This is a genomic window from Marinobacter sp. NSM (assembly GCF_052380025.1).
Classification (GTDB): Bacteria; Pseudomonadota; Gammaproteobacteria; order Pseudomonadales; family Oleiphilaceae; genus Marinobacter.
This window is the reverse complement of sequence record NZ_JBQTCK010000003.1, coordinates 350,472-377,230: the sequence shown is the minus strand read 5'-3', so window position 1 is coordinate 377,230 and position 26,759 is coordinate 350,472. Positions and strand designations below refer to the sequence as shown.

Annotated in this window: 25 protein-coding genes; 12 read left to right on the top strand and 13 right to left on the bottom strand. The window is 59.7% G+C overall.

Annotated features, from left to right (window positions below; all coding sequences use genetic code 11):
- Positions 1–27: 27 nt before the first annotated feature.
- From ACTZWX_RS09390 to ACTZWX_RS09380, 3 genes are read right to left on the bottom strand one after another with little or no spacing between them, the layout of a single operon-like run.
- The gene (locus tag ACTZWX_RS09390; RefSeq protein ID WP_444713706.1) at positions 28–783 is read right to left on the bottom strand and encodes a DnaJ domain-containing protein; all 756 of its coding nucleotides are present in this window, start codon (positions 781–783) and stop codon (positions 28–30) included.
- Entirely contained in the window at positions 780–1,469 is a 690-nt protein-coding gene (gene murU / locus ACTZWX_RS09385; protein ID WP_444713705.1) for an N-acetylmuramate alpha-1-phosphate uridylyltransferase MurU, read from the bottom strand. Before murU ends, ACTZWX_RS09390 begins: the two co-directional genes overlap by 4 nt.
- Positions 1,466–2,512, bottom strand: a complete 1,047-nt coding sequence (locus ACTZWX_RS09380; protein WP_444713704.1) for an aminoglycoside phosphotransferase family protein — start codon at positions 2,510–2,512, stop codon at positions 1,466–1,468. The genes murU and ACTZWX_RS09380 overlap by 4 nt, the downstream gene beginning before the upstream one ends.
- Positions 2,513–2,750: 238 nt before the next feature.
- Between ACTZWX_RS09380 and ACTZWX_RS09375 the strand changes: the two genes are divergently transcribed.
- The 9 genes from ACTZWX_RS09375 to slmA all read left to right on the top strand — a co-directional run bounded on the left by ACTZWX_RS09375 (position 2,751) and on the right by slmA (position 11,279).
- A complete protein-coding gene (locus ACTZWX_RS09375; protein ID WP_444713857.1) occupies positions 2,751–5,072 on the top strand; it encodes an LPS-assembly protein LptD in 2,322 nt (773 codons plus the stop codon).
- A 69-nt stretch (positions 5,073–5,141) separates the two neighbouring features.
- On the top strand, positions 5,142–6,485 hold the full coding sequence (locus ACTZWX_RS09370; protein WP_444713703.1) for a peptidylprolyl isomerase: 1,344 nt from the start codon (positions 5,142–5,144) through the stop codon (positions 6,483–6,485).
- Positions 6,482–7,492, top strand: coding sequence for a 4-hydroxythreonine-4-phosphate dehydrogenase PdxA (pdxA, locus tag ACTZWX_RS09365; protein WP_444713702.1), 1,011 nt, complete (start codon positions 6,482–6,484; stop codon positions 7,490–7,492). Before ACTZWX_RS09370 ends, pdxA begins: the two co-directional genes overlap by 4 nt.
- Positions 7,489–8,322 (top strand): 16S rRNA (adenine(1518)-N(6)/adenine(1519)-N(6))-dimethyltransferase RsmA, encoded by an 834-nt coding sequence (gene rsmA, locus ACTZWX_RS09360; protein WP_072676171.1) that lies wholly within the window; start codon positions 7,489–7,491, stop codon positions 8,320–8,322. Before pdxA ends, rsmA begins: the two co-directional genes overlap by 4 nt.
- A complete protein-coding gene (locus ACTZWX_RS09355; protein ID WP_072676172.1) occupies positions 8,315–9,118 on the top strand; it encodes a symmetrical bis(5'-nucleosyl)-tetraphosphatase in 804 nt (267 codons plus the stop codon). The genes rsmA and ACTZWX_RS09355 overlap by 8 nt, the downstream gene beginning before the upstream one ends.
- 31 nt (positions 9,119–9,149) lie before the next feature.
- Positions 9,150–9,503, top strand: coding sequence for a DUF423 domain-containing protein (locus ACTZWX_RS09350; RefSeq protein ID WP_444713856.1), 354 nt, complete (start codon positions 9,150–9,152; stop codon positions 9,501–9,503).
- Positions 9,504–9,520: 17 nt separating this feature from the next.
- Positions 9,521–9,721 carry a sulfur carrier protein ThiS gene (gene thiS, locus ACTZWX_RS09345; protein WP_058091456.1) on the top strand — a complete coding sequence of 67 codons (201 nt, stop codon included), beginning with the start codon at positions 9,521–9,523 and terminating at the stop codon, positions 9,719–9,721.
- A gap of 51 nt (positions 9,722–9,772) precedes the next feature.
- Positions 9,773–10,582: a thiazole synthase gene (locus ACTZWX_RS09340; RefSeq protein WP_058091455.1), complete on the top strand. Its 810-nt coding sequence runs from the start codon at positions 9,773–9,775 to the stop codon at positions 10,580–10,582.
- Positions 10,583–10,691: 109 nt separating this feature from the next.
- Positions 10,692–11,279, top strand: a complete 588-nt coding sequence (gene slmA, locus ACTZWX_RS09335) for a nucleoid occlusion factor SlmA (protein WP_444713701.1) — start codon at positions 10,692–10,694, stop codon at positions 11,277–11,279.
- A 440-nt stretch (positions 11,280–11,719) separates the two neighbouring features.
- On the opposite strand, the gene ACTZWX_RS09330 is transcribed toward slmA, so the two are convergent.
- Together ACTZWX_RS09330 and ACTZWX_RS09325 are read right to left on the bottom strand one after the other, a co-directional pair.
- Positions 11,720–12,544, bottom strand: coding sequence for an inositol monophosphatase family protein (locus ACTZWX_RS09330; protein WP_444713700.1), 825 nt, complete (start codon positions 12,542–12,544; stop codon positions 11,720–11,722).
- A gap of 48 nt (positions 12,545–12,592) precedes the next feature.
- Complete coding sequence (locus tag ACTZWX_RS09325; protein WP_444713699.1) at positions 12,593–13,888, bottom strand: pyridoxal phosphate-dependent aminotransferase; 1,296 nt, start codon at positions 13,886–13,888, stop codon at positions 12,593–12,595.
- Positions 13,889–14,113: 225 nt separating this feature from the next.
- On the opposite strand from ACTZWX_RS09325, the gene ACTZWX_RS09320 reads away from it, so the two are divergent.
- Entirely contained in the window at positions 14,114–14,776 is a 663-nt protein-coding gene (locus tag ACTZWX_RS09320) for a response regulator transcription factor (protein ID WP_444713698.1), read from the top strand.
- Here ACTZWX_RS09320 and ACTZWX_RS09315 read toward each other — a convergent pair.
- The 6 genes from ACTZWX_RS09315 to ACTZWX_RS09290 all read right to left on the bottom strand — a co-directional run bounded on the left by ACTZWX_RS09315 (position 14,745) and on the right by ACTZWX_RS09290 (position 22,967).
- Complete coding sequence (locus ACTZWX_RS09315; protein WP_444713697.1) at positions 14,745–16,100, bottom strand: sensor histidine kinase; 1,356 nt, start codon at positions 16,098–16,100, stop codon at positions 14,745–14,747. The genes ACTZWX_RS09320 and ACTZWX_RS09315 overlap by 32 nt on opposite strands.
- A gap of 74 nt (positions 16,101–16,174) precedes the next feature.
- Entirely contained in the window at positions 16,175–17,266 is a 1,092-nt protein-coding gene (locus ACTZWX_RS09310; protein ID WP_444713696.1) for a lipase secretion chaperone, read from the bottom strand.
- Positions 17,267–17,276: 10 nt separating this feature from the next.
- Positions 17,277–18,203 carry an esterase/lipase family protein gene (locus tag ACTZWX_RS09305; RefSeq protein WP_444713695.1) on the bottom strand — a complete coding sequence of 309 codons (927 nt, stop codon included), beginning with the start codon at positions 18,201–18,203 and terminating at the stop codon, positions 17,277–17,279.
- A 118-nt stretch (positions 18,204–18,321) separates the two neighbouring features.
- Positions 18,322–18,633, bottom strand: a complete 312-nt coding sequence (locus tag ACTZWX_RS09300; protein WP_444713694.1) for a DUF3301 domain-containing protein — start codon at positions 18,631–18,633, stop codon at positions 18,322–18,324.
- 153 nt (positions 18,634–18,786) lie between these two features.
- Positions 18,787–21,870 (bottom strand): efflux RND transporter permease subunit, encoded by a 3,084-nt coding sequence (locus ACTZWX_RS09295; RefSeq protein WP_444713693.1) that lies wholly within the window; start codon positions 21,868–21,870, stop codon positions 18,787–18,789.
- On the bottom strand, positions 21,870–22,967 hold the full coding sequence (locus ACTZWX_RS09290; RefSeq protein WP_152439207.1) for an efflux RND transporter periplasmic adaptor subunit: 1,098 nt from the start codon (positions 22,965–22,967) through the stop codon (positions 21,870–21,872). The genes ACTZWX_RS09295 and ACTZWX_RS09290 overlap by 1 nt, the downstream gene beginning before the upstream one ends.
- 332 nt (positions 22,968–23,299) lie before the next feature.
- Between ACTZWX_RS09290 and ACTZWX_RS09285 the strand changes: the two genes are divergently transcribed.
- Positions 23,300–23,800 (top strand): DnaJ domain-containing protein, encoded by a 501-nt coding sequence (locus tag ACTZWX_RS09285; protein ID WP_444713692.1) that lies wholly within the window; start codon positions 23,300–23,302, stop codon positions 23,798–23,800.
- Here ACTZWX_RS09285 and ACTZWX_RS09280 read toward each other — a convergent pair whose 3' ends face one another.
- The gene (locus ACTZWX_RS09280; RefSeq protein ID WP_444713691.1) at positions 23,801–24,586 is read right to left on the bottom strand and encodes a secretin N-terminal domain-containing protein; all 786 of its coding nucleotides are present in this window, start codon (positions 24,584–24,586) and stop codon (positions 23,801–23,803) included.
- A gap of 363 nt (positions 24,587–24,949) precedes the next feature.
- Here ACTZWX_RS09280 and ACTZWX_RS09275 point away from each other — a divergent pair, with 363 nt between their 5' ends.
- Positions 24,950–26,002 carry a 3-deoxy-7-phosphoheptulonate synthase gene (locus ACTZWX_RS09275; RefSeq protein ID WP_444713690.1) on the top strand — a complete coding sequence of 351 codons (1,053 nt, stop codon included), beginning with the start codon at positions 24,950–24,952 and terminating at the stop codon, positions 26,000–26,002.
- Here the strand turns inward: ACTZWX_RS09275 and ACTZWX_RS09270 are convergent.
- Positions 25,947–26,594 (bottom strand): LysE family transporter, encoded by a 648-nt coding sequence (locus ACTZWX_RS09270; protein ID WP_444713855.1) that lies wholly within the window; start codon positions 26,592–26,594, stop codon positions 25,947–25,949. The genes ACTZWX_RS09275 and ACTZWX_RS09270 overlap by 56 nt on opposite strands.
- Positions 26,595–26,759 lie beyond the last annotated feature (165 nt).

Genomic DNA, 26,759 nt, shown 5'->3' with positions numbered 1-26,759 from the left:
GGACAGCATCGGCGGCGCAACATCTGATTAAAGCGGCCGGTGGCGCTGCTTGATCAGTTCCCAGGCCTGCTGGTAGCGAAGCAGTCGATCCTTGGCCATGGCCAGTTCTGATGGTGTCAGTTTCTGCTGGGCGAGTTTGTCTGGATGACATTCGGACACCTTCTTTCTGTAGGTCCGTTTGATGGATTCCAGGTCTTCCCGTCGGGTCACACCGAGGATGTGGCAGGCCTGTTCATAGGTATCCGGTTTGGCTGCAGGGCCGGCGTTACGGATCCAGACTTTGCTGGCGTAGCTTTCAAAGATGTCGTCGCTGACCGCCACGGGCAGGCCGATGTGGTCGATGGCATCTTCGCAGCGGTAGCGCCGGGCTTTGCCGGGCTGGCCCAGTACCTGGGCACCGTGGCACAGGCAGATGGCCGTCTTCAGGGCCGGTCCGGGCCATATCGCTGCCAGCAGACGGAACAGCAGGCCCTGCCTCAGGGGTAACTGGCTGGCGGCCTTGCCCCGCTGGAACTGGTCAATGGCCTTCTTGCGTTGGCGGTTGGAGAGGCCAAGGGCTTTCATCAGGGCCTCGGCGTAGCGGATATCCGCTCCCATCACCCGGCCATCGGCCTTGGCAATGTAGCCGAGGAAAAAGAACAGGGGTTTGCGGCACCAGCGCGGCAGCCTTGCTCTCTCCATCAGGGTGCTGGCCTGGTGCCCGCAGCTGGACAGCTCCCTCAGCAGGTCGGAAAACACCGATTCCAGTCGTGCGGGTAACGGTGGCGTATTGGATTTGCTCATGCCTGTTGTCCGCCGCCGGTTAGTTGCCGGTCCAGTTCCGCCAGTCGTGCTGGGGTGCCGACATCCACCCAGCCGCCCTTGTGGTAAATGCCGCGTACCTGGTGGCTGATCATGGCTCGGCGGAGCACCGGGCCCAGCTTGCCCGCTGTGTCATCGAGGCCATCGAACAGCGTTCGGTGCAGCAGGCTGATGCCGGTGAAGGTGAGTTTGCCGCCGCCATTGGTGGTCAGGGCACCATCGGCTTCCAGGTGAAAATCCCCCTCCGGGTGGTGCTCCGGATTATCCGTCATCACCAGAACCGCCAGGCAGTCATCCTGCGGCGGCTGCAGGTCCGATAACGAAAAATCGGTCCAGATGTCGCCATTGATCACCAGAAACCAGTCGTCTCCCTGGTCGGTCAGCAGCGGCAGGGCCCGGACTATGCCTCCGGCGGTTTCCAGTGGCTCACCTTCGGCCGAGTAGCGAATGCTCACGCCAAACTGGTTGCCATTGCCCAAATGCTGCTCTATCTGTTTACCCAGCCAGGCGTGGTTAATCACGATATCGCGGAAGCCGGCATGCCGCAGGTGCTCCAGGTGATGAACGATCAGCGGTTTGCCGCCGGCCACCAGGAGTGGTTTCGGAGTGGTCAGGGTCAGAGGGCGCATGCGTTCGCCCTTGCCGGCGGCCAGGATCATGGCTTTCACTGCTGGCTGCTCTCCTGCCCGGGAACGGGGCCGATACGCTGTTCAATGGCGGGCAGTACGCGGTCGCACAGCCATTCATGGAAGTGTCGGAGCGCCGGTTGCCGGGTGCTGGCGTCTCGCAGGTAGGAAACGGTGCGGGGGATGTCGTCCAGGTACCCTGTTTTACCATCCCGGATTGCCAGGCGGGCAAAGATACCGGCGGCCTTCAGGTGCCGTTGCATGCCCATCAGCTCAAACCATTGCCGGAAGGTGTCCGGATCGGCGCGATGCAGGCCGGCCGCGAGGCTGGCGGTGCGGAAATATTCGAGCCAGTCGGCGATCTGGTGTTCGGGCCAGCGCACATAGCAGTCTTTCAGCAGGGAAACGACATCGTAGGTGACCGGTCCGCGCACTGCATCCTGGAAATCAATCACCCCCGGGCGCTTGCAGTCGGCAAGTACCAGCAGGTTCCGGGAATGGTAGTCCCGGTGCACCGTGACCTCCGGTTGTGCCAGGGCGCTCTCCTTCAGGAGCGCAAAGGTGGTGTCCAGCAGTGCCCGTTCCTGATTGCTGAGTGTCAGTTGCAGGTGTTGCTCCAGCAGCCAGTGGGGGAACAGCGCCATCTCCCTGTCCAGCAGGGCTTCATCGTAAGGTGGCAGCGGGTAATTGCCCGGCGAGGACGCCTGGCCGATCCTGACCAACTCATCCAGTGCCTGCCGGTACAGTGTCTCGGCGTTGGTCTGGGCCAGGGCTGGCAGCATCAGCTGGTCGCCAAAATCTTCCAGCAACAGGAAGCCCAGGGCCAGGTCTTCGGCGGCAATGGCCGGAACCATAATGCCTTGCTGGCGCCAGTGCCGGGCAATAGCGACGAAGGGCTGGCAGTCTTCATGCTCGGGCGGGGCATCCATAACGATAAACGGCGCGGCGGCTTTGCCCGTGACGTTCTGCCAAACCCGGAAGTACCGGCGGAAGCTGGCGTCACCGGAAACCGGCTCGGGGCTGGCGGTTTCGAAACCGGGTATGTGCCTGACCCGTTCGGTCAGCCGTTGCAGGCGGATATCCATGATGATGCAGCGCTTCCTGATTTCAATGACTGAGTGCAAACGTTAGCAGAGCAGTATAAAGAGCGTAAAACGGATTTGCAGCGGTGTTTCCGTTAACAAGCCCGTGGGGCGCGTGTAAACTAGGCAGCTGTTTTTCTTCAAGCCCCTATTCACCCGGAACAGGAACTTCGCTACCGTGCCCAGCCGTTACCGTTACCTGTCGTGGCCCCAGCACCGGTTCGCCAGGCTCCTGTTGGCAATGGCGCTTTTGCCTGTTTCCGGAGTAGCAAATGCCCAGGAGCAGGCTCCCAGTGCGGCGGAAATCGACTGGCGCCCCCGCAGTGAGCTGCCGCCCGAGGTGAGGGATCGGTTACCGGTATTTTGTGAAGGTGGATACCTGCCATCGTCGGCGGCTGGCGGCCAGATGCCCTTGCTGTCCGGAGCGGAGACGGGTGAGGCACCACTTGAGGCCAGCGCCCTGAACGCTCGCTATGAGCTGGATGCCGAGTTGTTCCTGCAGGGCGATGTGCGACTGCGCCAGGGTGAGTTCCAGGCCACGGGCTCCGAAGCCCGTTATAACCAGCAAACGGGGCAACTGGATCTGGTCGGCCCGCTGGTCAGCCGTGGCGAAGGGTTCCTGTTGACCGGCGACAGTGCCCGCTACTCGGTGGAGTCCGGGCAGTTGGATATCAATACCGCCACCTTTCTGCTGCATGACGCCGAGATGCGGGGCCGGGCATCGTCGTTGTCCCGGGTGGGGGAACACCAGATGCTGATCACCGATGGCATGCTGACCACCTGCGGGCCTGATCAGAACGACTGGTCTATTGTCGCTTCCGATATTGCCCTCGATCAGGAGGAAGGCTTTGGCACCGCCCGCCACGTTCGCCTGGAAGTGCTGGATACCCCGGTGTTCTATTGGCCCTACATCACCTTTCCCATTGATGACCGCCGCAAAACCGGTTTCCTGTACCCCCAGTTCGGCTCCTCCAGCGCCGGCAGTGGCGGCTATCTGGCCTTACCGTATTACCTGAACCTGGCGCCCCATTACGATGCCACGCTGACACCCCAGTACATTCATGGCCGTGGGCTGTTCACCGAAGTAGAAGGGCGTTACCTGAGCCGTTTTGGTGAATCGGTCCTGCAACTGGGTTATATCGACAACGATTCCGCCTTCAAGACTGACAATCCAGGCGAGGGTGGCGATCGCTGGGCGCTGGATTTCACCACCCGAGCCCGGTTTGGCAGCGGCTGGACCGGTTACGGGGACTATTCGGTGGTCTCTGACCAGGACTACCTCAGCGACCTCAACCGCTCCCTGGAAATCGATCAGGCAACGCACCTGCAACGTCGCGGTGGTGTGCGTTATTCCGGCAATAACCAGTATTTCGACGCCTACCTGAACGGTTACCAGACCATCCGGGACCGGATTGCCGATGTCGACAAGCCCTACGCCCAGTTGCCGGAGATTCTCTACGCCGGAACCGGCGAATTCGGGCACGTTGAGGCCAATCTCGAGAGCCAGTACACCTGGTTCTATCGCGACAACGAGAATCTGACCGGCCTGGACCGGGCCAACGGCCAGCGGGTTCGAGCCATTCCGGAGCTGGCCCTGCCTGTGCGCAGGCTCTGGGGTTTCACCCGACCGTCGGTCAGTCTGGATTACACCCGCTATGACCTGGAAGATTACACTCAGGGCAGCGGCAGCTTTGACCGAACGGTGCCGGTGTTTGAGTGGGATAACGGGTTGTATTTTGACCGCCGCTCCAGCTTGTTCGATGTGCCGTACAATCAGACCTTGGAGCCCCGGCTGTATTACGCCTGGGCCGATGCCGATGCTGACCAGAATCACATCCCGGACTTTGATACCGGGCTCAAGAGCTTCCGCTTCGACCAGTTGTTTGAGCGGGATCGCTTCACTGGCGGTGACCGGGTGGGTGACGCCAACCAGTTGACCGTGGCGCTGACCAGCCGGTTCAATGACTTGCTGACCGGGGCGGAGCGTGCCAGGGTCAGCATCGGGCAGGTACGCTATTTTGATGACCGGGAAGTGGACCTGTTCGGCCAGGGTGCCTCCGACAGAAGCCGCTCACCGCTGGCCGGTGAGCTGGTGTTGAATCCGCTGGAGAACCTGGAGATTCGCAGTGCCGGCCTGTGGGACCCCGACACCCAACAAACCGAAGAAGGCCGAACCCAGCTTATCTTCCACTCGCGGGATTATCGTTACCTTGCCACCCTGGGTCACACCTACAGCCGACCGGAAGAGTTGGAACAGAGTGATGTCGGCGTTGTTTTCCCGGTGACCAACCGCATCAGCGGCATCGGCCGCTGGGTTTATGATTCCGGCCTGGAGCGTACTGTTGGTACCCTGGCGGGCATTGAATATAACAACTGCTGCTGGAGCGTTCAGGTAGTTCACCAGAACTACCTGACGGACGATGAACAGCTGGATAACCGTGTGCTGTTCCGCATTGAACTGAAAGGGCTCGGGGGTAGTGGTGGCGCCTCCGACAATATTTCTGATGCCATCTACGGCTATGGCGAACGCGAGCGCCGCCGTTTTGGAACTCCGCGCCGTTAAAACGAACCAATGTCATCAGCCAGCCTGTTCTGAAGGCCTGGCTGGGAATGTACACATCAAGAGGTGATTATGAAGGCGACGTTACGCCACGGACTGACACTGCTGCTGACCATGGCCATGCTGGCTGTGTCGGTTTCTGCCCACGCCGAGCGAAAAGTGCTGGACCGGGTGGTTGCCATTGTGGACGACGATGTCATCCTCCAGACCGAACTGGATGCACGGGTGAACACAATCGTTGGCCGTCTCAGTGCTCAGGGGACTGGCCTGCCGCCCCGGCAATTGCTGGAAGAGCGGGTATTGGAACAGCTGATTTCCGAATCGCTCCAGTTGCAGATGGCGGACCAGATGGGGATGCGCATCAGCGATAACGAGCTGAACGAGACCCTGGCCAATATTGCTCGTAGTAACGGCTTGAGCCTGGAGCAGTTTGAAGAGCAACTGGCGGAAGAGGGCGTTACCTACCAGCAGGCCCGGGAACAGATCCGTAATGAAATGTTGTCTGGCCGGGTGCAGCAGCGCCGGGTTGGCAACCGGGTCCGAATCACTGACCGGGAGGTTGAGAATTACCTGCAGGCCCAGGCCGGCCGGGGGCCGGATGCTGAGGAATACCGCCTGGCTTATATCTTTATCCAGGTAGATGACCCCGGTAACGAGGATTCCGTTGAGCAGGCTCGCGCAAAAGCGGAAAACCTGCGCCAGCAGATCATCGATGGTCGCGACTTCCGGGAAGTGGCGGTTGCCGAATCGGATGCTGGCAACGCTCTGGAAGGCGGCGATATGGGCTGGCGTACAGAGAGTCAGTTGCCATCACTGGTTGCGCCGGTGGTGCCGAACATGGAAGTAGGCGTGCCCTCAGAGGTGCTTGAGAACAACAGCGGGTTCCACCTGGTGACGGTCATGGACAAGCGTGGCGGCGAGGAAGTAACGGTGATCCAGCAGCACCGGGTGCGTCATATCCTGGTTCGCCCATCGGAAGCCGTGACCGAGGCGCAGGCTGAAACCCGCATTCGTGATATCTATCGGCAACTGCAGGACGGTGCGAGCTTCGCGGCACTGGCCCGGGAATTGTCAGATGATCCGGTGTCCGGCTCTGATGGTGGCAACCTGGGGTGGGTCAGCCCAGGCCAGATGGTTCCGGCTTTCGAGCAGGCCATGATGGAGGCCGAGGTGGGCGAGATATACGGGCCGGTGCGGTCCCAGTTTGGCTGGCACATTCTGCAGGTTGAAGAGCGCCGGCAGCAGGACGTTACTGCAGAAAACCAGGAGTCCCAGGCCCGGCAAGCTATCTATCAGCGCAAGTTTGAAACTGAACTGCAGAACTGGCTCAGGGAAATCCGCGATGAAGCCTTTGTCGAATTCAAGGGAGAATATGCAGACCTGAATCCGAACAGTGAGGAAAACGACGCGTCATGACGACACCGGTGATTCTGGCTCTGACCGCCGGCGAGCCAGCGGGCATAGGGCCGGAACTGTGCCTGCAGCTGGCCCTTGAACCGCGCCAGGCCGGCATCGTAGTGGTGGCCAGCAAAGCGCTGCTGGCTGACCGTGCCCGGCAGCTTGGCCTGTCGGTGGTGCTGCATAACTGGCGCCCGGGCCAGACGCCGGACACCCGGGCTGGCCATGTGTCGGTGTGCCACGTGGAGGGCTGCACCTCGACGGTGGCGGGTCAATTGAACGCTGGCAACAGCCAGTATGTGCTCGATACGTTGACCACCGCCGCCAGGGGCTGCCTGAACGGTGATTTTGACGGCATGGTGACCGCACCGGTGCATAAGGGCGTGATCAACGATGCCGGTATTGCCTTCAGCGGCCATACAGAGTTCCTGCAGGAACTCTGTGGTGTTGAACGGGTGGTGATGATGCTGGCCACGGATGAGCTTCGGGTGGCCCTGGTAACCACTCACTTACCCCTGAAAGACGTTTCTGCGGCGGTTACGCCAGAACGGCTGAGCCAGGTAACGCGTATTCTCAATGCTGACCTGAAGACCTTCTTCGGCATTGAACAGCCTCGCATCCTGGTGGCGGGCCTGAACCCCCACGCCGGCGAGGGTGGCCACCTGGGCCGGGAAGAGATCGAAGTGATCGAGCCGACCCTGGATAAGCTCCGGGCCGAAGGTATTAAACTGACCGGCCCGTTGCCGGCCGATACCCTGTTCACCCCCCACTGGCTGGATAACGCTGATGCGGTGCTGGCCATGTACCACGACCAGGGCCTGCCGGTACTGAAATTTCAGGGCTTTGGCCGGGCGGTCAACATCACCCTGGGCCTGCCCATTGTCCGTACCTCGGTAGACCACGGCACCGCCCTGGACCTGGCAGGCACCGGCAAGGCCGACGCCGGTAGCCTGCACACCGCCATTCGCGTAGGCGAACACATGGCCCGCTGCCGCCGGGCGGCTATTGCCGGAGAGTCATCATGAGTAACCATCCTGGCCACAAGGCCCGTAAACGCTTCGGCCAGAACTTCCTTCATGATCCGGGCGTGATCGAGAAGATTGTCCGGTCCATCAATCCGAAACCGGACGATGCCATTGTCGAAATCGGCCCTGGTCTGGGTGCCATCACCGAAGAGATTCTGGCGGTTAATCCGCGCCTGCAGGTGGTGGAGCTGGACCGGGACCTGATTCCGGTGCTGCGCACCAAGTTCTTCAATTACCCGGAGTTCCGGATTCACGAAGCCGATGCCTTGAGTTTCGATTTCAGCCAGCTGGTGGTCGATGGTCGCCCACTGCGAATTGTCGGCAACCTGCCCTATAACATTTCAACACCGCTGATTTTCCATCTGCTGGCGCAGTCCGGGGTGGTCCAGGACATGCACTTCATGCTGCAGAAAGAAGTGGTACAGCGGCTGGCGGCCACGCCGGGTGACAATAATTATGGCCGACTGGGTATCATGGCCCAGTACTTCTGCAAGGTGCAGCCGCTGTTTGAAGTGGGCCCGGGCGCTTTCCGGCCGGCCCCGAAAGTGGATTCTGCCATCGTCCGGCTCGTGCCCCACAAGGAATTGCCGCACCCGGCCAAGAACCTGAAGACCCTTCAGGCCGTGGTGCGCACCGCCTTCAACGCGCGCCGGAAAACCCTGCGCAAGGCGCTGGCGGCCCTGGTGACGGTGGAGCAGTTGCAGTCTGTGGGCATCAACGACGGCCTGCGGCCGGAAAACCTGAGCCTGGCCGATTACGTCAAGATAGCCGATTTGCTGGCGGACTCCGGCCCGCTTAATGTCGAGGTGGATGAGGTAAGTAATGACTGACTACGCCATTGGCGATATTCAGGGCTGTTATGACCGGTTGCGGGATGTTCTGGCGAAAGTGGATTTTTCGCCCTCCCGGGACCGGCTCTGGGTGGCGGGCGATCTGATTAATCGCGGGCCGGCCTCACTGGAAACCCTGCGCTACATTGAAAGCCTGGGCGACGCTGCCGTGGTGGTGTTGGGTAACCATGATTTGCACTTGCTGGCGGTTGCCCTGGGTGGCCACAGCCCGAAGCGCAAAGACACCCTGCACGATATCCTGGATGCACCGGACCATGACCGCCTGATCCACTGGCTGCGCCAACAATATCTGTGCGTGCACGACGAAAAACGTAACCTGGTTATGGCCCATGCCGGGCTGCCTCATATCTGGAGCGTGGACCAGGCAGTGGCCTGTGCCCGGGAAGTAGAAGCCGTGATCCGGGGCGGGCAGGCGCAGGAATATTTCAGCCAAATGTATGGCAATCAGCCGGAGCGCTGGTGTGATACCCTCACTGGTATGGACCGTTGGCGGGTGATCACCAACTACTTCACCCGGATGCGCTTTATCGCCGAAGACGGCAGCCTGGAGCTGGCCACCAAAGAGTCGGCGGATAATGCACCGCCGGGCTTCGCGCCCTGGTTTACCTACCCCCGGAAAGACGATGTAAAGGTGATCTTCGGCCACTGGGCTGCGCTGGAAGGCAACACCGGCAGTGACCGGTTTATCGGCCTGGATACCGGCTGTGTCTGGGGTGGCGCCCTGACCCTGATGAATCTGGATTCCGGGGAGCTGATTCACTGTGACTGCGCTTAAACCCTCAGAAGCGGTGATTCGCTGGGCTCTGATGATGGGGGCTTTGGCCGGCCTGTTGGCGGTGATGGCGGGTGCCTTCGGTGCCCACGGTTTGCGCCACATGGTGAGCGAGCGGGGCCTGGAAGTGTTCCAGACGGCTGTCAGTTACCAGATGTACCACGCCCTGGTGCTGGTGGTAGCGAGCCTGATGCCGGCTCTGGGCTTGTCCCAGCGGCTACTTGGCGTCGCTTGCGGCTTCTGGCTCGCAGGCATTGTGCTGTTCAGCGGCAGCCTGTATCTGCTGGTGTTGTCCGGCCATCACTGGCTCGGGCCGGTTACGCCGATTGGCGGTGTCTGTTTCATGATTGGTTGGGCCCTGCTGGTTGCGGCGGCCCTGAAAAAGTAGCGGAGGTGATCCGAACCATGCAGGTCCAGGTAAATGGTGAGCACATGGAACTCCCCGGTGGAGCAACCATTGCGACCTTGATTGAGCACCTCACGCTGGCCGGGAAACGGGTCGCGGTTGAGGTCAACGAAGATATTGTGCCCCGCAGTCAGCACCCGAGTTTCACCCTGAGCGATGGCGACCGGGTGGAAGTGGTGCACGCCATCGGCGGCGGTTAAGTTTGCGTTCAGCTGAACGCGCCCCCTCTTTTCACTGAACTCAGGTAGGTTATGACAGATACCCCGGAAATCCAGCTCCCCGAAGACAAACCCCTGGAAATCGCAGGCAAGGTTTACCAGTCCCGCTTGCTGGTGGGCACTGGCAAGTATCACGACCTGATGGAAACCGGCCACGCCATTGAGGCCAGTGGCGCCGAGATCGTGACCGTGGCGGTGCGCCGTACCAACCTCGGCCAGAACCCGGACGAGCCGAACCTGCTGGATGTCATTTCCCCGAGCACCTACACCATCCTGCCCAACACAGCCGGCTGTTACACCGCCAAAGACGCGGTACGCACCTGCAAGCTGGCCCGGGAACTGCTGGACGGCCACGACCTGGTGAAACTGGAAGTGCTGGGTGAACACAAAACCCTGTACCCCAACATGCCGGAAACCCTGACCGCCGCCGAAGAGCTGATCAAAGACGGTTTCAAGGTGATGGTGTACTGCTCCGACGATCCGCTGCTGGCCATGCGTCTGGAAGAAATGGGTTGCGTGGCGATCATGCCCCTGGGCGCCCCCATCGGCTCAGGCCTGGGTATCCAGAACCGCTACAACATCCGGCTGATCGTCGAGAACGCCAAGGTACCGGTACTGGTAGACGCTGGCGTTGGTACCGCCTCGGATGCCACCATCGCCATGGAACTGGGCTGCGACGGCGTACTGATGAACACCGCCATCGCCCAGGCCAAAGACCCGATCAAAATGGCCAACGCCATGCGCCTGGCCATCGAAGCCGGCCGCGAGGCCTACCTTGCTGGACGTATGCCGAAGAAGCTGTACGCCAGTGCGTCGTCACCGATTGACGGCACTTTCTTCTAAAAGAATATAAAACCTTAGCCACGGACGGCACGGACAAAAAGCTTACTCGCAGTGTCCGTGCAGGTCCGTGTTGTCCGTGGCCAAAAAAACAGAGCGCTGTAGTACTGATATGACCACTCAGAAACCCAGCCGGCGGGACACCATCCTGCAGGCCGTTGTTGAATTGCTGCAAAACGACCCCGGGGCCCGGATTACCACCGCCGGCCTGGCTAAAACCGTGGGTGTCACCGAAGCGGCCTTGTACCGGCACTTTCCCAGTAAGCGGAAAATGTTCGAAGCCCTGATCGAATTTGCCGAGGAGGCGGTGTTCTCCCGTTGCCAGGTGGTGCTTCAGGAGCAGGAAGATGTGCGGGTTCGCCTTCAGCAGCTGGTGCATCTGGTGTTGGTGTTCGCTGAGCGTAATCCGGGTTTGTGTTGCGTGCTGACGGGCGATGCCCTGATGGGCGAGGATGAGTCCCTGCGCAAGCGCGCATCCCAGTTCTTCGAGCGTTTGGAAACCCAGTTTCGCCAGACTCTGAAAGAGGGTGAAATCCGCCAGGGCCTGCGGCCTCGAACCAGCGCGGCCCGTGGTGCAGATTTCGTGATGGTGTTTCTGGAAGGCCGCACCCAGCGGTTCGTGCGGTCCTCATTCTCCCGTTTGCCCTCGGCTGATTTCGACGAGGCTTGGAGTCTGGTTTCCGAGGCCGTCTGGGGTTGAGCCTTGGAGTTCTATTACGCCTAGCCTGTCGATTTTGGGAGTGTTGTGGGCGGGGGTTGCCTTCGCAGAAACGCTACAAGCACGTCCGTGTGCGCTTCGCTCCGGCCATCCCTGGCCTTCGAGATTCTGCGAAGGCAACCCCCGCCCACAACGATCGGATTTCGGTGATATACCCAGTTCACTGAAACCGAACTGGATTTATCGCTGGTTTACAGAGAAAAGTGGCGCTGTTAATGCGATTTCCGTGAAGTTCGAAAGGCACTGGCTGGAGGCCCTTTCCCGAAATCTCGGAGGCCAGGGATGGCCGGAGCGAAGCGCACATGGATGTGCTCGTAGCGTTTTCGGGAAAGGGCCTCCCGCCAGTGCCCAACCGCGCAAATTGCGCAGGCTAGGCGTGCCCAAACTCCCAACCCAGACCGCCAGAAACAAACACCCCAGCTTCAGTCATACCCCGAAGCAGAACGGAGTATGGAACGCACGGGCTCCCATACGGCCGGGGCGGAGATGAGGATATCGCGGCCCCAGAGATCGGCCGGGTAGTCATCGGGCACGTCGCCGAAGTGGCCCACCGTGGCGCCGGCTTCCCAGGCGATCAGGCGGGCGGCGGCGAAGTCCCAGGGGCTGACGTTCTCGTAGTAGATATCCAGCCGGCCACAGGCCACCCAGCAGATATCCAGGGCCGCCGAACCAATGCGGCGCAGGTCCCGGCACTGGTGAATCATTGCATCCAGCCGCCTTACCAGCGGTTCCAGGTTGTCCTTGGTGTAGGGGAAGCCGGTGGCAAACAGGCTTTGCCGGGGTTCCGTAGCGCCGCTGTGGCTAATGGCCTGGCCGTTAAAGGTGGCGCCTTCGCCTTTGGTGGCCCGGAAGGTTTCATTCGGGAACGGCGCGTGTACCACACCTACCTGCACCTGACCGCGTTCCGCATAGGCAATCGACACCGCCACCTGCGGGTGACCATAGGCGTAGTTTACCGTGCCGTCGATGGGGTCGATGATCCACAGCGGGGTGTCCAGTTCTTCTGCCTGTGACAGGTCCGGCATGGTTTCTTCAGACAGTATGCGGTGATCGGGGAAGCGTTCGCGGATGGCGCCGGTGATGAACTCGTCGGCCATCACATCGGCGTGGGTGACCAGTTCCGTCTGCTGCTTGTAGTCGGTGCGCAGAGTATTTTGTTCGCGCTCGTGGCGGATCAGCTCGCCGGCCTCCCGGGCCAGGGCTTCGGCAAAATCGGTGATTTCGCGCAGAGAAACAGAATCAGACATGGCACCCCCGGTTGGAAAACGTGAGGGTGCCAGTCTAACACGGCAGGCTTACAGGCTGTTCAGCCACTTCTCCATCTTGTCCATGGCCAGCACGATGCGCGGGCAGGCTTGTTTGACGAAATCGTCACCCAGCTCCTGTTCGGCATAGTCACCGCCGGCCAGAGCCAGGGCCTGGGTGCCGTCGAAATCCACGAACGCCAGGCGCGCACCCATGTGGTCCGGTACAAAGCCGAAGTCACTGGAGGGCAGGATGGCCACGCCGGTGTCTTCGAGCAGGGCGGTGCAGAACGCCTGGGCGGTCTTGATATCCCTGCGGGCCAGTTTGTCACTGACGCTGGAGAAATCCGGGAACAGGTAGAAGGCGCCCTCTGGCTTCTGCACCACCGCGCCCATGGCGGTGAGGCGGGTATAAACGTACTCACCCACCACTTTCAGCACCCGCCGGGACTGCTTCAGGTACTCGTCGATATCCTCGCCACCGTCAAAGGCGGTGATGGCAGCGTGCTGGATGGGCGCGGCGGTTGAGGTAAAGGTCTCACTGGCAATAATCGCCATGGCATCCTGCAGCGGGCGCAGCTCTGGCGGGAAGATGAAGGTGCCCAGGCGCCAGCCACCCGCACCCAACCACTTGCTCATGCCGGTGCTGATGATGGTGCCTTCCGGGTAATAGCGGGCGATGGACTTGTGCCGGCCTTCAAAGTGAACCTCACCGTAGATTTCATCCGACAACAGGATCAGGTTGTACTTGCGGGCCACGTTGGCGATGGCCAGCAGCTGGTCTTCGGTGTAGGTGCAACCGGTGGGGTTGGACGGGTAGTTCAGGATCAGGATGCGCGGGCGTGACGGGTCATCCCGGCAGATGATGTCCAGCTCTTCCGCGGTCAGCTGCCAGTTGTTTTCCGCATGGGTGGGCAGCCAGTGTACCGAACGGCCGATGATGCGGGCCTGGGGGGCGTAGGATACCCAGCTCGGCCGCGGAATCAGCAGGTCGCCGTAGTAGGCCAGTTGCAGGATGAACAACAGCTCTTTTGAGCCCGGGCCAATCAGCACGTCTTCCCAGGTGCAGCGCATGCGCTCCGCTCGGTTGATGTAACCGGCGATGGCTTCACGCAGGCCCTTGAGGCCTTTCACCGGCAGGTAGTCTTTCTCGTGGGCATGCTCTTTGAGGGCATCAACCACGCGCTCTGGTACCGGGAACGGAGACTGGCCCAGGCCCAGTTTGATGATGTCCTTGCCCTCGGATCGTAGCTGGTTACTCAGCTCGTTGATGCGCAGGGTGGAAGAGGGCTGGATGCCCCGAACGTTCAGGTTGATGGCGAAGCGGTGGTCTTTTTTGATGTCCATTGTCCCGGTCTGTTGGTTGGTGGTGACAACGGCAGTATAGGAAACCCAAACATATCTGCGATACCGATGCGGATAGGGGATTGCCGAAGGTTGTGGGCAGACCTTCGTCGAATGATCTTTCAATCTGGATAAGAAAATTGTTAACCAGGCCAAAAAGTGCCTGGCCTGACTGGCTTATAGTAGCGTATCCGCAGTAACAAAAAGAAACAGTGCGGGAGACTGTGAATGATTGCGACAACGCCTGGTTGGGGTGCCGAAGCTACCCCTGCATCGGCAGCATCGCTCTTTGAAAGGGTGCTGTTGGTGGATGACCATGCGCTGTTTGCTCAGGGACTGGCGGGTCTGATTGAGCAGGAGCTGCTGGCAGCGCAGGTGAACATTGTCTCGTCGGTTGAGGTGGCCGCCGATGCTCTCAGGCACGATGGCGGCATTGACCTGGTGCTGCTGGATGTTGCCCTTAACGGTGAGGTCGGCCTCTCTCTGTTTGCCCGGCTGTCTGATCAGCGCGCCAGGCCACCCATTGTTATTATTTCCAGCAGTGATGATGAAGAAACGGTGCGAGCCGCCAGGGCCGCCGGTGCCCGCGGGTTCCTCGCCAAATCCGCCGGAAGGGCGTCACTGGTGCGGATGATGCGGGCCGTGGCGCAGGGGCAGAGTTACTTTCCCGGTGGCGTGACGGCTTTCTCTACTGATGAGCTTCCTCTGACGCCAAGGCAGCGGGAAGTGTTGTCACTGCTGGCTCAGGGCTTCCCCAACAAACGCATCTGCCAAAGCCTTGACCTGACGGAGCACACCGTGAAAACCCACCTGAAGGCGATTTTCACCCAGCTTGGCGTTCATAACCGGACGGAGTGCGTTAATAAGGCTCGCAAGCTCGGCTGGCTGTAACGGCGGGCAGCTCAACCCAGAATACGCTACCCTGTTTCGGTGGGGATTCCACACCACAGCGGCCACCCATCAGGCCGGTGAATTCCCGGACAATGGTCAGTCCCAGGCCAAGCCCCGGGCAGGATGCCGGACTGGAACCCCGGATGTAAGGCTGGAACAGCTGTTCCCTGAGTTCCGGCTCTACTCCTGTGCCGTTGTCGGCCACCAGCAGCCTTACCCTGTGATCCTGACACTGGCTGCTGACGGTGATGGTATTGCCACCGCTATGGTCGGCTGCGTTGATCACCAGGTTCTGGAGAATTCGCAGTAACAGGCCGGGGTCGGCCAGGACTGGATAACCGGCGGGCGGCGCGGCAATGGTGAGGGTTATGTCGCGCCGTATCAGTGTCTCCGCCATCAAATCGTCCAGCTCCTGAACCACCGCCTCCAGACTGACCGGCTGTATCTCCGGCCGAATCATCCCTTCACTTAGGCGGGCGCTGTCGAGCACGGTACCCAGTAAGCGGCGCAGTTGGGCCACCATATCCTTCAGTTGGGCTATAACGATGCTCTGATGGTCGTTGTGACCGGCGGGCTTCAGGTTCTCCAGCGTGATGTGAATGGCGTTGAGCGGCTGGCGCAGGTCGTGGCTGGCGGCGGTAATCAGTTCGGTTTTCCGCCGGCTTTCATCTTCGGTGGCCTGGTGCATCAGATCCAGCAGCTGGCGGTCCAGAAAGTGCGCGCGATGCCGGTATTCGCTGACCCAGGAGCCGATCATGCCGATGGCATTGGCGGTCAGCAGAAAGAATCCGTTACTCAGGATGGCGGTGACAGGCGTGCCGGCAAAGGCCTCTGCGCTCAGGTAGGTGACCATTAGAAAGCCGGAACTGATGGTGGCGGTTTTGAAAGGCAGCCCCATGGCGAAATAGCCGAACATGAGCATCAGGATCATGCCCTCATAGGGCAGTGGATAGCCCTGTTGGCGGGCAGCCAGAATAATAGCAATCACGCCGATACCGCCGACCAGATAAGCGGTGGTGTACAGTCTCTCGAACGTCTGATCGGAAGGCTTGTCCTGAAAGGCGAGTACGAGCACCAGAATGATCATCGGGCAGACTAAGCCCAGGCGCACCCCGGCGGTGATGCTGGCCAGCTCCGGAGGCAGGGTGAGGATGTCAACGAGTGCATAAACCAGATACAGCATCAGGCCGGCAATCGATACGGGCCGCGCCCGTTGCCGAATCATGGCGGATCTGGAATCCCGGTAAACCGTCTCCAGCCCGGGGGTAAAGTTCAGCGACCTGAAACCCAAAGCTTGCTGTTGTTGGATTTGTTCAGCGTTCATATCGGGCCCTGCTGCGTAGTCACCCGATTGTAATACGTGGCCGCGCCGGGTTCAGGCGCTGGCGCACATTCTGATCAGCTTTGATCCAGCAGCTTCAGTCTTGCCCACGTCTGTTCCTGCTCAGTCCGGAAGTGTTGTTGCAGTAGCTGCTCCTGATGTTGCTGTTGTTCTTCATCGGCCAAACCATTGGTAACGCTGCTTTGCAGGTCTTTACGGAAGCTCTCGAACCGGTTTTGGAATGCCTCCTGTTGTTGCAGATAGCTGACTACGCCCTCAACGCTCTGGCGATCAAGCCCCAGCTCAGTGAGTCGTTGTCCTGCTGCTTCCGGGGAGGTGGCGGACTCTACGGCCAGAACCCGCTCCTGATGCTGTTGTGCGCTGGACTCCAGTTGCTGTTCCGTGGTCTTCAAGGTGTCTGGCAGCTGGTTTCGGTGCCATTCCACCAGGGCCTGTTTGCCCTGATCAGTCAAATCGCTACGCTGCTGAATGGCGAGCGTGGCCAGGGTGTATTCGTTGTAGGCTTCTTCCATGCCAAAGAAGGCTTGATGAGCCTCGGGTGTAAAGGTGTGCTGCCGCAGGCCTTTCAGCTGGGCCAGAGCATTGCCGAGGGCGGACAGTTGATAAGCAGGCTCATGCTGATGGGCCGGGTCCAGTTCGGTTTGCATGACCGCCAGGGACGCCTGTTTGTAATCCAGGTACTGATCCAGTAACGCCAGGGCTTGTTGTGCCGCGCGCTCGGGCAGGTGTTGGCGAGCCAGTTGCTGGATCTGGCCAATGGCGGTTTCCGGTGACACCTCGCCAACGGTGCTCAGGAAATAATCGAAGAAATCCCTGACTTCCAGATTCACGATCAGCTGACCGTTGTCGTCTGCCCGCAGAGCGCCATCTATCTCGGTGCCCTCTAATGAGGGCGCAAATGGATTCGGGCCCAGGGACGCCGGGGTTCGGGTTTCAGCAACCGGTGTGTTGGGGGCGCCGATGGCTGCCGCTTCATGGCGTGTTGAGCCAGAAGGGCGGGCGGATTCTTCGTCGGCCGGCTGGGTTGTGGTGTTGGCAATGACTGTCTCTGCTTGCGGCGTCAGTGCCCACCAGAGACCACTGCCGGCGACAACGGCCAGCAGTGCTCCGGGAAGCACCCATCGACGCAATGCGATGGGTTTTCTCATCATAGTTTTCTCACAATCCGCGGTTCTTCAAACGATTGGCGTGGCTGCGGTACAGGCTGACCGGGTTGGTCCAGAGTGAACGCGCGCCCAGCAGATGGTTGATGGCATCGACATGGTTCATGTCGTAATGGGTACCGATGACATTGCCCATCATGGTGGAGCAAACACCCACCAGGCCATCGCTTGGCTCGCTGCCGAAGGCCAGGGAGGTTACCCCAAGGAACGGGTCGGTGATGTCGAATACGTTGGTCCAGATGCCGCGCCCGGTCCAGGAGAAGAACTTCACCCGGTTGCCGTTGATCCAGACGTCTTCATCGGTGCCGGCACAGGCATTGCGATTGACGCCTTTCCAGCCCAGGGCATTGTTCAGGTTGGTGGTGCCGGGCGTGGTCAGGGTTTCGAGGGCGGCGACGCCATCCTGAGGGTTGTTGGAACCGGACAAAGCGTTGATCAGGCCACCGAGGGCATTGGCGATGGCATCAACGCCGCCTTCAACGTAACTGCCGGGAGGAAGGACGCCCCGGATAACATCCGCGACTTTTGAGCCTTTGTTCACGCCGTTGATGGAGGTGACCGAGGCAATGCGGTGGGGGATCAGGGAGGCGGTTACCCGGGAGGTGGGCGCACCCTGGCTATGTGCCATCAGGTTGACTTTGGAATGCTCCAGGCTGTTCACATAGTTCGCGAGCTGCTGACCGCGCTGCTCACTGCTGTTCACAAACGAAACGCTGGCGGTGTAAACCTTTGCACCACTGCGCTCCAGGTTCCACGGGATGGTATGGAAGTAGTTGACCAGACCACCGATGGTGTTGAAGCCGGTCACCCCATGAACCAGCACGATCGGGTGGCGGGTCTGAGTGTAACTGGCGTGGCTCACCATTGAGAAAACCAGCATGAGGACAGCGGCCATCAGCCGGAGAGGCATGGCAATTTGCATAAAAGACTCCTGTTGTTTTTGTTTGGTTGTCGTAATGCAACAGGAAGTATTGCCCGGCCGTTGGTGCAGGGGTAATCGCCCATTTGGGTGAGGTGGTTTTCCAGGGCCTCCTGGGCGGTCAGAAGCGGTGGGGTTCCAGCTCCATGTGCTCTATGTGGCGACCGAGCATGATGATGCGCCCGGTGTAACGTTCTTCGCCGGTGGTGGTGAAATCAAACAGGAACCTGCGCCATACCCGGAGCTTGCCGTTGCGGTCGCGCTTGAACCAGAGCCCACGCAGGTAGACGGCGTCATCCAGTAACAACACATCCATGGTCTTGCAGTAGCGGTGTGCCGCCTGTAACACGAAGTCTTTGATGTCTTTGGCTTTCCACCAGTACCAGATGGCAAAGCCGGCGACAAACAGCCAGAAGAGGTTTCCGAGGGTCAAAGTGCTGACAATCCCGATGTTTGGGTTGATTGGCCGGTTGTTCTAACCGCTGGATCGCCAGACTATCCTATTGTGCCGGTGTGGGGAATTGCTGTTTTCGGATATCGTCTGCGGCCCACGGCGATAGCCCGCCGCGGGCGCAGCTTTATGTGATCAGTGGCTGCCGAGGGTGGCCGCCTCTGCATTGTTGTCGCCCTCATCGGCCGCAGAGCCATGATGATCTCGTGCCAGCAGAATGTAGAAGGCCGGCAGTACGAATACGGTAAACAACGTGCCGATACCCAGTCCGGCACTGATGGTCAGGCCAATCGCAAACCGGCTCTCGGCCCCCGGGCCCACCGCAATCAGCAGCGGCACCATGGCAAAGATCAGTGCCAGGGAGGTCATGATGATCGGGCGCAGGCGAATGGCCGCAGCTTCAATCACCGCATCCACCTTGTTCAGGCCTTTCTCTTTCTGCAGCAGGTTGGCGAACTCCACGATCAGGATGCCGTTTTTCGACACCACACCAATCAGGGTAATCAACCCCACCTGGGTGTAGATGTTCATGGAGGCAAAGCCGAGCACGATAAACGCCATGGCGCCGGCAACAGACATGGGCACCGACACCAGGATGATGAACGGATCGCGCCAGCTTTCGAACTGTGCCGCCAGTACCAGGTAGATAACCAGCAACGACAGGAAGAAGGTCACCATCAGAGCGCTGCCCTGGGTGGCCAGCTGCCTCGACTCGCCGGTATAGTCAAAGCTGAAGCCTTGCGGGAATACCTCGGCTGCGGCCTGCTCCATAAAGTCCATGGCGGAGCCAGCTGCCACGCCGGGCATGATCACGCCCTCGAGAGTCAGCGAGTTCAACTGGTTGAACTGGGTCCGGTTGGAAGGTTCCACCTCTTCACTGAAGCTGACCACACTGGATAGTGGCACCAGTTGGCCATTGCCGGCGCGGATGTAATAGTCGTCCAGTGCTTCACGGCTGGCACGGAAGTCATTACCCACCTGCGGAATCACCTGATAGGAGCGGCCTTCCATATTGAAGCGGTTGATGTATCCGCCGCTGAGCATACTGGCGAGCGACTGGCCGACATCACGCATGGACAGGCCCAGGTCTGCCACCCGGTCCCGGTCTACGTTGATGCGGGTAACGGGCTTGTCGAAGTTGATGGATTTCTGCAGGAACATGAAGTTGCCGCTCTGCATGGCTTTGCCAAGAAGTTCGTCGGCGACTTCATTCAACTGTTCGTAGGTGCCACCGGTGGTCACTACAAACTGGAACGGCAGGCCGCCACCCGAACCAGGCAGGGCCGGTAACGGGAACACCGCCGTCTGCAATCCGGTCACTTTTTTGAGTTCGGAATCCAGCATGGGCTGTACCTCGAACTGGCTGATCTCCCGCTCACTCCACGGAGCCAGCTTGAAACCACCAAACACGGCGTTCGGGCTGGTGATACCAAGAATCATGAAATCCTCGTTGTAGCCGGGCACGCCGGACATCCGCTCCTGAACCTCCTGGCCATGATCAAACAGATACTCCAGCGTCGAGGTTTGCGGCCCCAGCCCCTGGTAAAACAGGATGCCCTGGTCCTCGGTGGGTGCCAGCTCATTCTGGCTCATCATCACCATAAAATAGATAGAACCCAATACCACGACGGCGAAGAACACCACCACCGACTTGGTCTGCATCAACGAGGTAAGCGCAGCTTTGTAGGCATTGGCGAGGCCATTAAAGGTTTTTTCAACCAGCACCTCGAAGCGCCCGGGATTGCCATGGGGTTTCAGCACCTTGCCGGAGAGCATGGGTGAGAGTGTCAGGGCAACGATGCCGGAGATCACAACCGTACCCGCCAGGGTGAAGGCAAATTCAGTAAACAGCGAGCCCACCAGGCCGCCCATAAACCCGATTGGCGCATACACCGCCACCAGCGTAGTGGTCATGGCGATGATCGGTGTGGCCATTTCACGGGCGCCATTGAGCGCAGCGTCAAACCGTGATTCGCCCTGCTCAATGTGCCGGTGCACGTTCTCCACCATGATAATGGCATCGTCCACCACCAGCCCGATCGCCAGAACCAGGGATAGCAGGGTCAGCAAGTTCAGTGAGAAACCGAAGATCAGCATGATAAACGCGCCGCCAATCAGCGACAGAGGCACCGCCACAGATGGCACGATAGCAGCGCGAATCGAGCCGAGGCAGAGGAACACCACCACCAGAACAATCAGCATAGCTTCCATCAGGGTACGGATGACTTCGTTGATGGAATCTTCAATGAAGTCGGAGGCATCGTAGGCCAGGCGCACATTCAGGCCGCTGGGTAGCTGGCTTTCGATGTCCGGTAACTCGTCTTTCACCAGGCCGGCGACGGTCAGCGGGTTGGCCCCCGGCGCCAGTTCGATGGCGACATAGGTAGCGGGCTCGCCCTTATAAAGCGCCAGCTGATTGTAGGTTTGAGAGCCAAGCTCCACCTCGGCAATGTCCCGTAACCGAATCAGGGTACCGTTTTGCTGCTTGACCACCAGGTTACGGAAGGCTTCTGGATCGGCAATGTCGGTATCACTGGTCAGGGCAATCTCGGTGTACTGGCCCCGGGTAGTGCCGACAGCGGCCTGATAGTTGTTGGCTCGCAGCTTGTCTGCCACTTCGACCGGGGTAAGATCCACCGCGGCCAGCCGCTCCGGGTCCAGCCACACCCGCAGAGCGAAAGCACGCCCCAACAGCTGGGCCTTGCCAACGCCAGACAGCGCCTGCAGCTTGGGCTGAACCACCCGGGTCAGGTAATCGGTAATCTGGGGGACTTCCAGCTCGGTACTGTAGAAAGCAATATACATCAGGGCCGTGTCGTCACCGGTGGTGGAGGTGATCACCGGGTCTTCTGCATCGCCGGGCAGCACGTTGCGCTGGCTGGCAACCTTGGCCTGAATTTCAGCGAGGGCGTCGTTGGCATCGTAATTCAGAACCATCTTGGCCTGAATCGTTGACACGCCCTGGGAGCTGGTAGAGGTCAGATAGTCGATGCCGCTGGCCTCGGCAATGGCCTGCTGCAGGGGCGTGGTGATAAATCCCTTGATCAGGTCAGAACTGGCCCCGGGGTAAGCGGTGGTGACCGTTACCGTGGTGCTTTCCAGTTTCGGGTATTGGCGGACTTCCATTTCCATGGCTGCCCGGGCACCGATCAGCAGAATCAGCAGGCTGACCACGGTGGCCAGCACCGGCCGGTGGACAAAAATGTCGGTGAATTTCATTACTCAGACGCCTCCTGCCCGGACTCGTCCTGGATTTCTACCCGCTGGCCTGCTCGCAGCCGCAGCAAACCTTTCGAGACCACGGTCTCGCCGGATTCAAGGCCTGAGAGAACCGCAGCCCGTTCGTTCCGGACCTCGCCCGTGGTGACGGTACGGCGCTCAACGACCAGTTCGCCATCATTATTCTCCTTCACGGCGAACACAAAGTTGCCGTAAGTGTTATAGGAGATGGCGGTTCTGGGGACCGTGACCACTTCGTTGTCCCTGGGCTGGCCTGTTTGAATCGTTGCGAACATTCCCGGGCGCAATTTGCCATCTTCGTTGTTGAGGGTGGCGCGGATACGAACCGTACGAGTCTCCGGGTTGACCGATGTGTTGATGGCACTGACTTCACCACTGAATGCCTCATCCGGCACAGCGGCCACCGTGACCGTTACCGGGTAACCACGGTCAACCTCCGGCAGGTACTTCTCGGACAGCGTGTAATCCACGTAGATAGGGTTCAGCATATTGATCTCGACAATAGGTGTACCCGTCGGGAGGTACTGCCCCTGGTCGACCATCCGGATGCCCAGGGTGCCGTCAAACGGTGCCCGGATCACTTTTTTGCTCAGTTGAGCCTCGGCTTCGTTTACCCGGGCTCGTGCGGCATCGTAGTTGGCCTTGGCCTCATCGTACTGTGATTGTGATACCGCGCGTTTGGGCAACAGGTCAGACACCCGCTTGAATTCCTGCTCCGCCAGTTGGGCCTCTGCCCGGCGAGTGCGCAGCGCCGCTTCGTCGATGGCGGCATCCAGGCGAATCAGTACGTCACCTTTCTGCACGGTATCGCCGGATTCAAAGTTGATGGACTCAATGACCCCCGGCACCTCGTTGGCCACCTCGATACCGTTAATGGCGTTTACACTGCCCACGGCCTTGATACTCGGCTGCCAGTTTTCCGTGGTGGCGTCGGTCACGGAAATGATGGCTGGGGGCTGAGGCTGGGAGAACATCTCCTGCATCTGGCCGAATTCATAGAACTTGTAACCGAAGATGCCGCCGAGGACGACACCCAGAAAAATGATGACGATGACAAAACGGGATGCGGTACGCATAGGTCTGTTCCTGGGCTAGGGTTCTTTAGACGGATAACGTCGCCGGGATGGGAAGGCTGACAGCTTTCCTTGCGCATCAGGGGGCGGCGACAGGCGGACGCTTAATGAGAATGCGTCAGCTTAACGACAACCAATAGGATGCTACAAAAAGCACTTCGGTTTGTCACCAGTTTGCCTCTAAATCTCAGTATATCTACTGCTATGAAACTACGATGACGTCGTCTTGCCGGATCTTGTGCTTTACGGATGTAAAATCGCAGTTTCGCATACATAATGGCACGGGAGTGTATCTGTTATGCTCCTGTCACGATGTGAACGGGTGAGAGGATCGAATGCAGCTAATTCTCGGCCTGGCCCTGGCGGCCGCCGTGTTTGTCATCTTGAAAAAATGGGGTGCCCTGTCACCGGAAGGCCAGAAAGCCGCCATATGGAAAGCGGTGCTGGTGGTAGGCGGCGCCCTGTTGTTGTTTATGGTGCTGACCGGGCGGATCCATGTGTTGACGGCAGCGGTTGCCGCGATCATTCCGTTGCTGCGCAAGCTGCCGGCGCTGTTGAAGTTTGCCCCCCTGGTTCGCCGAGCGATGGGTGATAACGAAGGGCCAGCTCCGGGTGGAGCGTCAGGTGCCCGAGCCAATGTGGCAACTCAGGGCCCGATGACCGAACAGGAAGCTTGTGACATCCTCGGTGTGAAGCCCGGCTGCAGCCGGGAGGAAGTGACCGCGGCCCACCGGCGGCTGATGCTTAAGGTACACCCGGACCGGGGTGGTAACGATTACCTGGCGGCCAAGCTCAATGAGGCCCGGGACCTGCTGCTCGGCAAACGGGCAGCTTGATCAGGGCAGAATGTCGACTTTCACATCCACCGACTGATTTTCAGAACGGTTACCGGTTACCCGGTAGGTAATGCCATCCTGCCGGTGGCTCTGGGATGTGCTGGTGCCACCCAGGGACACCCACTGACCGGGTTCAACCCGTCGAATGGTCATCAGGGCTTCGGTTTCATAGCCCTGGATACTGGCCGGATTTTCCTCAAACGAGACGATATTCAGCTCTACCGTCTGGTCGGATATGGCCTGGGGTGTCACGATAAAGCCGCTGCGGGTTTCTACCTGTTCGAGTATCGCCGCCGGGTTGCGTCCGCCCTGGACCGCAAACGGTAGGGTGCGCACATTGCCGGAGGTGATGTGGGCGGACTGGCCATCCTGGACCACCAGTTGCCGTTCAGTGCTGGAATTGGTGCTTATGGTGCGGCGTTCGACATTGGCGCCGGCCCGGTTGTCGGAAATCGTCACGCCGCCACCGGACTGCTTGCCGCCGATGTCCTGCCGGTAGCGAACGCTGATGCGCATCTGCACGGGCGGTACGTCGATGGATTCAATCAGCGTGCCGATCTCATCCAGTAATCCGGGCTCCCCACGAACCACCAGTTGCTGTCCCCGGGCGGAGACTGAGACGGGAGCCTGCTGATAGAGTTCTTTAATCTGGTTGGCAACGTCAGCAGAGGTGCGGTTGTTGAGCTGGTAAACGCGAGACTCCTGGGCGAGGGCAAGGGTTGAAAACAGGGCGAACACCAGTGCCAACAGGCTGGTTGTGATGGAGTGGGTCATGCGTTCAGTCATCGGGGCCTCCGGAGCCGTTACACATACCCGCCAAAAATATTCCGGATTGCGGGTTGCCAATCTGAAAACCGCGGGGTTATAGTGAAAAGCATGAAGACCACACACGCAGCCTGTCAATTGAATGTTTTGAAAGCTTTCGGTGAGAAACTGAAGGCCGCAGGTTCTGCTGTGTATTTTTGGTGGTTTGGTTATGGCTTTTATTTTAGCCAGAGCCCGGGCCGCCCGTAAGATCTTCATCGACCGAATTTAACGAGGAAGGCAGCCCGGCAAGCAACCCAGGCTGCCACCGGACTCCAAAAAGCCCCGACTGGTAGCCCAGCCGGGGCTTTTTTGATTCTGACACAGGGAAACGGGAACACAGACATGAACATGCCGCTGAAATCCGAAACGCTGGGCGAGCAAATCGCAAGTGCTTGCCAGCACCGACAGGAAGCCACACTGCCAACGGCGGGCGAGTTGCGCCAGCAGTTTCCTGCCGGTGAGCACCTGGTTCGGGCCATTGCCAGTTACCGTGAGCAGATCCGCGCCGTGCTGCACGGTCAGGACGACCGAACCCTGATTGTGATGGGCCCGTGTTCGATTCACGATGAACAGGCCGCCCTGGATTACGCCACCCGTCTGAAAACCCTGGCGGACGAGGTGAGTGATCGCTTCCTGATAGTGATGCGCGCCTACCTGGAAAAACCACGCACCACGGTTGGCTGGAAAGGCCTTCTGTACGATCCTGATCGCACCGGCCAGGGCAATCTGAAGCAGGGTCTTGAACGCTCCCGAAAGCTACTGCTGGCATTGTCCGAGCTGGGTTTACCGCTGGCGACGGAAGCCCTGAGCCCATTCATGATGGATTACCTGGGTGACCTGGTGAGCTGGACTGCCATCGGTGCCCGCACCACCGAATCCCAGATCCACCGGGAAATGGTCAGCGGCCTGCCCATGCCCACCGGCTTCAAAAATGGTACCGATGGCGGCATTACCGTGGCCAGCCATGCCATGAAGTCTGCCTCGCACCCGCACCATCATATGGGTATTTCCCATAACGGCGCGCCGGTGATGATCTCTACCTCCGGTAACCCGGACACCCACCTGGTGCTGCGCGGTGGCCGGGGCGTGACCAATTACGATGAGTTGAGCATCGCCAAGGCGGTGGCGGAACTGGAGAAAGCCGGCTTGTCGACGGCAGTGATGGTGGACTGCAGCCACGACAACGCCTGCAAGCAGGCCGAGCGGCAACTGGATATCGCCCGGGAGGTGATGGCCCAGAAGCGCAGCGGCAACCGGCACATCAAGGGGCTGATGCTGGAGAGCTTCCTGGAATTCGGCCGGCAGGACGACGGCGAAGAGCTGATCTACGGCTGCTCGATTACCGATCCGTGCCTGGGCTGGGAGCAGACGGAGGCTCTGATCCGCTCACTGTAGACAGCAACAGCTGCCCGGCCAGCAATACCAGGATGCCCCCCATGGCCCGGTCGAGCCAGTGTCCGAACCGGTTAAAGCCCCGGCGGACACGGGGGTGGGTAAAGAATATCGCGACCAGGGCAAACCAGATCCCTGTGGCCAAAGCCATGTAAAGGCCATAGCCCGCTTGCAGAAGCACGGGCGTGCCCGGGTTAATGATCACCGAGAACAGCGATACGAAAAACAGGGTGGCCTTGGGGTTGAGTACATTGGTCAGGAACCCGAGCCGGAACGCCGCCCAACCCGTCTGGCCGTTGCTACCCTTGTCATCCACATGTATGCCGCCAGGTTTTGCTCGCAGGCAGTGCCAGGCAATCCACAAAAGGTACAGGGCACCCACCACCTTCAGTACGGTGAACAACATCACCGACTGCTGAATAATGAAGCCAATGCCCAGCAATGAATAACCCACGTGCAGCAAGATACCAATGCCAATGCCGGCTGCGCTCAGCAAGGCATTGCGTCGGGACTGGGTAAGCGCCTGGCGCAGCACAATAGCGAAATCCGGGCCCGGGCTTGCCACCGCAAGTAAATGAACCAGCGCCACGGTCATAAATTCCAGCCAGTAATTCTGCACCTGAGATCTCCGGGTATTGTCATTGCCAGACGAACGTACTGAAGGTAAGCCTGCACACTGCTGAGGATTTTTTGCCGGTTTCACCTGTCAGGCAATGATAGGGTTTCTATACTTTCAGTCTGATTGCCGAATTCTAGCTTA